The sequence below is a fragment of the Bacillus sp. GMa5/1 genome, assembly GCF_050172015.1.
GTDB lineage: Bacteria > Bacillota > Bacilli > Bacillales > Bacillaceae_G > Bacillus_A > Bacillus_A cereus.
In genome coordinates this window covers 1-7,721 of the sequence record NZ_JBNLYC010000172.1, presented here as the reverse complement: position 1 = coordinate 7,721, position 7,721 = coordinate 1, and the positions used below count along the sequence as shown (strand labels likewise).

Sequence of the window (7,721 nt, the reverse complement as noted above, 5' to 3'; positions counted from 1 at the left end):
ATTATAACCTCAGTAAGTCCTTATTTAACATGCAAAAAGGACTGCTAATTACTTGCAGCCCTTTTACATGTTAATATACACTTGTATTAAATACTTAATACTTTCTTGTATTAGGCGTTTATACAAACTAAACATGCCATTATTATTTAGATATATAACACTTCAAAGTTTAGAAGTATACAATAACAAATCTTTCCCAACTTCCAGCTACATAACTATTAGCAGTTAATTCTCTACCACCATTTGCTGATATAAATCTACCATTACTTAGTGCTTGTAATACATATATCCTATTGTCTCCACCATTATATAAGATAAATTTTTCCCATGCCCCAATTGATGTACGATCTGCTACTACTCTACCGTTTGGCTCAAACGAAACGTACTTTCCATTACTTTTTGCTTTTAAAGCAAACGTATATAATTCCCCAGTCGGAATTAATTCAAATTTCTCCCATTCATTAACTGCATTACGATTTGCTACTACATTACCGGATGGCTCAGCAGAAACATATTGTAAATTTGCTGCCTGTATAGCAACTGTCCAACTTCCATTAAATAAATTCACGCCTTTTAGTGAACCTGCTCTTGATAGATTTGCTGCCGATACATCATTCGATGGTGTAATCATCAATATCATTAAAACCATCGGCAACATCATTAAAACTAACTTTTTTGAGATTGTATTACCACTTGCACGTGTTATGAACCTCTTCATTCCCATTCCTCCCTTAATATGCATAGAACTCATATACATCATACCAAATATGTAAAATATTGTAACAGAAGAGGGGTTTTATCAATAAATACCTTACTATTCTGTTTCTTTTTTCTCAAATCTATAGCACTTAAACATTTATCAATTCAAGCACATTTTTAAAATCCCCCCTGATAAACAAATATAGCAGTTGATAGCAAGGAGAGTATGTACAAAAGAGAGAGTATTTTCATTTCACTTTTCTTTAAATAAAAACCAAATAGCCGTTCATAATGAACGACTATTTGCATCTAACGAATAATTAGAAGGTTCTTCATGTTAATCTATTTTGTTTAATCCCGTTGAAGTAACTTGATAGGTTCTTTTTTTGCCTATATATTCTTGTTTATTATTCTCAAGGTTAAGAAGTGTAGCACGTGTCTTTTCCTTTACTGCTTCCCCTTCTATATGGGTAAACTCAATGTAATCCCCCGCTTTTAAGGGCACCGTTTGGATTTCAGCAGTTTGTTGTCTGTTTCCCACTATTTCCTTATTATACACAACATTACCGGTTGAATTCTTTACTGTAATACTTGCATATGTCTGATTAAAGTAAGAATGTGGTACGCCTGCTTCTAAATTCACCTGCATTTTCTCTGTTGTCCTATTATAATCAACTTTTGCGATTTCTCTATCACCATATCCTTTTAAAGACCCCCCAAAATGATTTCCATCTAAAACCGTTGTTTCTGGCATTTTTTCTACTTTCTTCAAGCCTTCTTTTGTAACTTGATATCTTGCTGTTTTTCCAATGGTTTCATTTTTGTTATTTTCAAGGTTAATTAAAGTTGCTCGCGTTTTTTCCTTTGTTGCTTCTCCTTCTATATGGGTAAATTCAATGTAATCCCCTACCTTGACGGGCACAGTTTGGCTTTCAGCATTTTGTTGTTTATTTCCCACGATTTCCTTATTGTACAGAACGTTACCAGAAGAATTCTGGACCTTAATACTAGCATACGTACTAGCAAAATAGGAATGTGGTACACCTGCTTCTAGTTTTACCTTCATCTCTTCTACCGTTTTATCATAATCTACTTTTGCAATTTCTCTATCACTATATCCTTTTAATGACCATGCAAACTTGTTTCCTTCTAAAATTGTTGCTTCTGGCATTTTTTCTATTTTCTTCAGGCCTTCCTTTGTAACTTCGTATAGGGCTTTTTTTCCAAAGCTCTCTTGTTTACTATTATCTACATTTGTAAGAGTAGCTCTATGTACACCTTCTAGATGTATTAACTCTATATAATCGCCTACTTTGACTGGAACTTTCTGCGATTCAGCATTTTGCTGTTTGTTTCCATAAATCTCTTTGTTATAGACCACTTTACCTGATGTGTTTTGCACTTTAATACTTGCATATGTACTATCAAAGTAGTCATGTGGTACACCTGCTTTTAGATCAATTTGCATTTCTTCTGTTGATTTATTTAAATTTACTTTCGCAAATTCAAAATCTCCAATCCCTTTCAGCGACCATGCAAATTCATTACCTTCAAAAATGTTTGGAGATTCATTTTTGATTTGTACCTTTTTCTCAACAGTTTGATCAAATATATCCATTAATACAATTTTTGCATAAGCATTTGTTGGTAATGATATAGATTGACTGATTCCATTTTGATAAGATTTAATATCATTAATTACGTTAATAGGTTGGCCCGTCATATTTTCATTGTTATAAATTTCAATTTTCCCCTTAAATTGCGGTGTACTATTTTCTTTTAGTTTCCAAGATACATTTAATTTTTCATTTTCATAATATATAGATTGGATATCAAAATCTAGTTTTCCTATTTCAGGTTGAGTAGGTTGATTTAGCGTGAATATTTTTCCTGCCCCAATAGTAGACTGCGTATTACCTCCTGCTTTGACCCATACATATTCTGAAGTAGATCCTCCATCATATTGATAAGTATTATCATGCGTTCCAGAAATACTTTGATTATTCCAAGAACTCCATTGTTTATCAACTAATTTTCGGCTATAACCATTTTTCAAGCGCGCTTCTCGAACATTCTGTCCACTATCAGCCCAGTCTTCTTGAAACATTCCTAAACCATGATTAAATGCAACATTAGCAACCGGAAAGTCCATAATTGCAATTTGATGCCATTTATTCTTTGTTACATCTTTCATCCATTGTCCAAATTTAGTATGACCATTTTCTTGCCATGAACGCATTGTCATTGTGTACCAATTGTAGTCTTTCCAACCATAAGTTGTTTGAACCTTCATTCCTGTTCCTTCTCCTCCAAAGGGTCCAGCTTGCGAATTCGGAGATAAGTATTCGGCCTTTATTGCTTCTTTAGAGGAAATTGGATCCCATAAGGCAAAATGTAAAGTACGTTTTCCATTTTTATCAAACCCACTTTGTTGTTGAAAACCAGCATATCCTCCAGCTTCACCACCTGCATTCCAGTTGTGTACAGCCCAGTACGTATAAGGTGGTGTCTGAACTGGTGACCAGTCTATACTAATAATATCTGAGGCAGGTATATTTTGGGGACTCACATAAACTGCTGGAGCAGCTGAATGTGTTGCAGCTTTAGTGTGCAAAATAGACGTTCCAAACATAGAAAACATGCTACATGCTGCGGTAATTATAATAACTTTATTAAATCTTTGCTTTGTTTTCTGACTAATCACTAATCTACATCCTTTTCTAATTTTTATTATTGAATACTAACGTAGTAGAGAAATCTATCAAAATTCAAACAACATCCAGTAATTCTTTAAAATACTGGATGTTGTTCTATCTTTACATCTGATTCTTACATATTAATTGATTGTAATTGCTTTCCATAACGATAGTGCAAATATCCAATTCGGGTCACCATTTCCTTGATGATTTTGAACAGCTTCATACACTGTCCCTTGATGTTCTACTTTATCGCCCTTTGTATATGCCTTCTTTGGATCCCATTTTTCATAAGATACATTTTGATCTTTGGTTTTTACAAGAAGAATTTCACTTTGGATTGATGTATTTCCAGCTGCATCTACAGCCTTCACTGCATATTTATATTCCTTATTAACTGTTAAGTTTTGATCAGTAAACGTCGTTCCTTGTACCGTTTGAATCAATTGTCCATCGCGTAATACCTGATATTCTTTTACACCTACATTATCTGTAGAAGGATTCCATTTTAGCTCTACACTGTTAGAAGTAAGGTTGCTTGCATATAATCCTTGTGGCTGTGTGGGAGCTTCTGTATCTGGTTTCGGATTAACAATTTGATTTACTTTCTTCAGACCTTCCTTTGTAACTTCGTACATGGCTTTTTTTCCAAAGCTCTCTTGTTTACTATTATCTACATTTGTGAGAGTAGCTCTATGCACACCTTCTAGATGTGTTAACTCAATATAATCTCCTACTTTGACTGAAACTTTTTGCGATTCAGCATTTTGTTGTTTATTTCCATAAATGTCTTTATTGTATACTACTTTCCCTGATGCATTTTGTACTTTAATACTCGCATATGTTTCATTAAAATAATGATGCGGTACGCCTGCTTTTAAGTCTACTTGCATTTCTTCTGTCGATTTATTGAAATTAATTTTAGCAAACTCGAAATCACTAATCCCCTTCAGCGACCATGCAAACTGGTTTCCTTCTAAAATATTATTTACATTAGGCATATCTGGTTTAATTGGATTAGAATCCGTACTCTTCCAAATCTCTGCTGTTAAAATTGGATATCCTAATGCAGCTACTTTTTGAATGGTATCGTTATTTGGACGTAATCCCCACTTCTCAAAGAAAGGAATCAAATTTTGTTTGGCTACTTTTGATGCTAAAATCATAAATAATTGTTTTTTATTATCATCAGTTTGTGGAAGTTCACCTGAAGGCATGTCTCTATACAATTGATGCAATTTAGGATAGAAATCCTCGCCATACGCTAACTGTAGTTGCCAAAGCATAACAAGCTTTACAAAAACATCGCTAATTTCATCATAATTTTTATTCACTTGTTCTAGATATTGAAATGCTTTTGGATAAATTCCACTTTTCTCTAAGTTGGATGGTTGATTAAATGCTTTTTCTACAGAAAGGCTGTATATATTATTTTGTACTTCTGTCATATTATAAAACTTCCAGGGCGATTGTTGTCTCAAATGTCCTGCCTCATGCCAAGGGCCCCAACCATCTGTTATAAATTTATTAATATCTAACACGTATTGGATTGCATCTCCTACATATGCTGTTCGATAAGAAGTTGCATACATATAATAATCAGGAGAATGATTTTCTTCTACGTAATGAACATAATGTTTATCTACTTGTTCTTCAGATAATCCAGCTACTTTGTCTTGAATTCGAGTAGCTTCATCCATCTTTTTTAAGAGTTGTACAGGATCTGTATTAGACCCCAACAAATATTTCTTAACACGTGCAAGGCTGGCCGTAATTAATACACGTTCGCCTTTTAACTCCACTGCATGTGCATTAGGATACTGGTCCAGCATGTTTATTAAATCTTGTTTCGTATGCTTTCCTAGTTCAAAGAAAGGCGTAGTCGTTCCACCTGCTGTGATTGTTGTTCGAATGGTACCACCTTGTTGTTTATTATAAAAATAAATCATCCCCCCATTTGGAGATTGGATTGTGTTTATACCAGGTTTTAATGTGAATGATTTTATCTTAGAATCTTCTCTCCAAGAAGCATCATACGAATACGTTCCAATATATACCTGAATATCTTGATTACCTTCTACATTAATCGTTATTTGTTCATTTGGCTTTGCATATAAACCAGTTGGTTCATATGGACTAAATGCCATACTTTTTCTTTCCTGTTGTTTCAGTACCTCAACATCCCCTTTTCCTGGGACTGTAAATGCTCTATTTTCTGATTTAACTGACTTTTCATTTTGCAATGATGTCGATAAATTTTTTTGCTGCTCCTTTTGCTCCGCAAAGACATCCGATGAAAAAATCATTCCAGTCGCAAGCATAGTTACTGTAGCAGTGGCCGCAAGTATTTTTCTAGTTTTATGTTTTGAATTATTCCCCATATTATCTCCCTCATTTTTCCTTAGTACTCTTAAGTTTTTTTGTTTTCTTCTCCATGTTTTTACAATCTAAACTATTCATACTATTTAAATTGTGTCTATTACTCTATATTTTTTCATAAATATCTCCTTTTCTTTATGTATTATTGTATATAAATGTTATTTGATGACACATTAAATAACAACTTTACGATAAACTCATCGATAACAGCCTATTATGTTTTGATTCTGTATTCTAAACTTCCATCCAATTAGAGAAATATATCCAATTGGAGAAATAAGTAAATAAATTACAACATTTAAAGGTTGGGATCTCACGAAAAATTCATAAAACTTTTTCACTTTAAAGGTTTAAACAATTGTGACCACATTTGTTTGAACCTCCACAATTTTTTTCTAAGCTATTCTCTAAAAATCTTATTTTTCGTTGTAAATAAACCTGATTGGTACTCTTTATGCAAAAGAAAAGATGGAATCTTTAATTCAACTCCACCTTTTTTCGAAATAAAAAGCATCTAATTCTATTTGAATTAGATGCTTACATTTAGTCCTTAAGCCTAATATTCTAAACTATTTACGCGTTTGTAAATCTTTTTTTATTACATCCCAGAGTGAATTATCTTGACGCATCGGTTTACCCTCTTCATCCCATTTTATTTTTTCTGTTCCCAATTCATAATTCATCCCTGTCCATGTGTCTTCACGGAATGCATAGAATGATTTATGCCATCCTTTTTGGTTAAAGATAGAAATAAGATCTTGCATGTATTGGGTAGCACCTGGAACAGTACGGTTAATTCCAAACTCCTCTGCAATAATTCGATTAGATGGTACATGATTTTTCTTAGACCATTGTTGAATTGGCTTTAAAAACTTCTCTAATCCCTGTCTATTCCACATTACAGGTTTCTCTAAATCCCCTACTTTTACTAATCCTGGATATTGATATTCCTTGTTTTGTTTTTCACCTTGGCTCGTTAATTCATATGGTTCATACATATGAAATGCATATAGTGTTTTTTTGTCCTCTACTGGTTTTAAATATTTAAAGGCCCATGGAGTAGCATATAAACCTGAATCTAAAATAATCGGTGTTTCTTTGTCCACTTCACGAATGGAGTTAATCACCTTTTCATAAAATCTGTTTAAATCAGCTGTCGTTCCTTTTACTTTTGCATACCATTTCTCGTAATCTTCCGTCCAAAAATCATTATATCTATTATTTTTAGCTGTTTCTGGATGTGGTTCATTTATAATATTATAACCAACCACCGCGGGGTGATCTTTTAGTTCCAGAGCGAGGTCCTTCCAAAATTGACTTGCTTGTTTTTGATACTTCTCTTCTTCCCATATTCTGTCGTCATTCTTATTATTATTAAATTGGCGCCATCGATCACCAGGTAAGGATAACATTGTAAGAACGACTTTCATTCCTTGTGATTGTGCGGCATCTAAATCCGCCTTTAATTTTTCTAGATCTTCCTTTACTAATCCCCGATAGTTATCTGCATTACCTATCAGAAAATCCTTTCCAGAAGTATCTGGTTTATCCTCAAATAGAAAATCTTTATCTTTTGCCCATTTATCAGGTGCTAAACGTACATATTCAATATTAGCTTCTTTTGCACTTTTATAGTTTTCAGGTAATGACGTACTATTCATGAAATTAGTACCCTTTCTTTTCGAATCCCAAAAACTAATTTTTGAATCGCCCTTGTGGTATGTATCAGCTCTTACATTCATTTCCTGTACTCCAAAACTCATCATGCCTAATAACGCAACAATTGGCAAAACTTTTTTCACAACTTTTCCTTCTTTCTCTTTATATTTAACACACATAACATACCTTTGTTTTGTTACAGGAATATGGCAATTTTCCAAAAATACCTTTTAAATTTATACATTGGTAGTTCATTCATAAAAAAAGAAAGAGATAATTAGAACGTTG

General features: G+C 33.3%; 4 protein-coding genes. All 4 read right to left on the bottom strand.

Annotation, left to right across the window (positions count from 1 at the left end; all coding sequences use genetic code 11):
- Window positions 1-169 precede the first annotated feature (169 nt).
- Window positions 170-718 carry a fascin domain-containing protein gene (locus ACQGSG_RS24145; protein ID WP_000819433.1) on the bottom strand — a complete coding sequence of 183 codons (549 nt, stop codon included), beginning with the start codon at window positions 716-718 and terminating at the stop codon, window positions 170-172.
- Window positions 719-1,036: 318 nt separating this feature from the next.
- Window positions 1,037-3,403, bottom strand: coding sequence for a putative mucin/carbohydrate-binding domain-containing protein (locus ACQGSG_RS24140; protein WP_325842464.1), 2,367 nt, complete (start codon window positions 3,401-3,403; stop codon window positions 1,037-1,039).
- 132 nt (window positions 3,404-3,535) lie between these two features.
- Window positions 3,536-5,776, bottom strand: a complete 2,241-nt coding sequence (locus ACQGSG_RS24135; protein ID WP_202340287.1) for a M60 family metallopeptidase — start codon at window positions 5,774-5,776, stop codon at window positions 3,536-3,538.
- Window positions 5,777-6,343: 567 nt separating this feature from the next.
- Entirely contained in the window at window positions 6,344-7,612 is a 1,269-nt protein-coding gene (locus ACQGSG_RS24130) for a glycoside hydrolase family 5 protein (RefSeq protein ID WP_214631870.1), read from the bottom strand.
- Window positions 7,613-7,721 lie beyond the last annotated feature (109 nt).

Coding starts and splice junctions, on each gene's coding strand:
- ACQGSG_RS24145 (WP_000819433.1), bottom strand. CDS start 718: ATGAAGAGGTTCATAACACGTGCAAGTGGTAATACAATCTCAAAAAAG.
- ACQGSG_RS24135 (WP_202340287.1), bottom strand. CDS start 5,776: ATGGGGAATAATTCAAAACATAAAACTAGAAAAATACTTGCGGCCACT.
- ACQGSG_RS24130 (WP_214631870.1), bottom strand. CDS start 7,612: ATGTGTGTTAAATATAAAGAGAAAGAAGGAAAAGTTGTGAAAAAAGTT.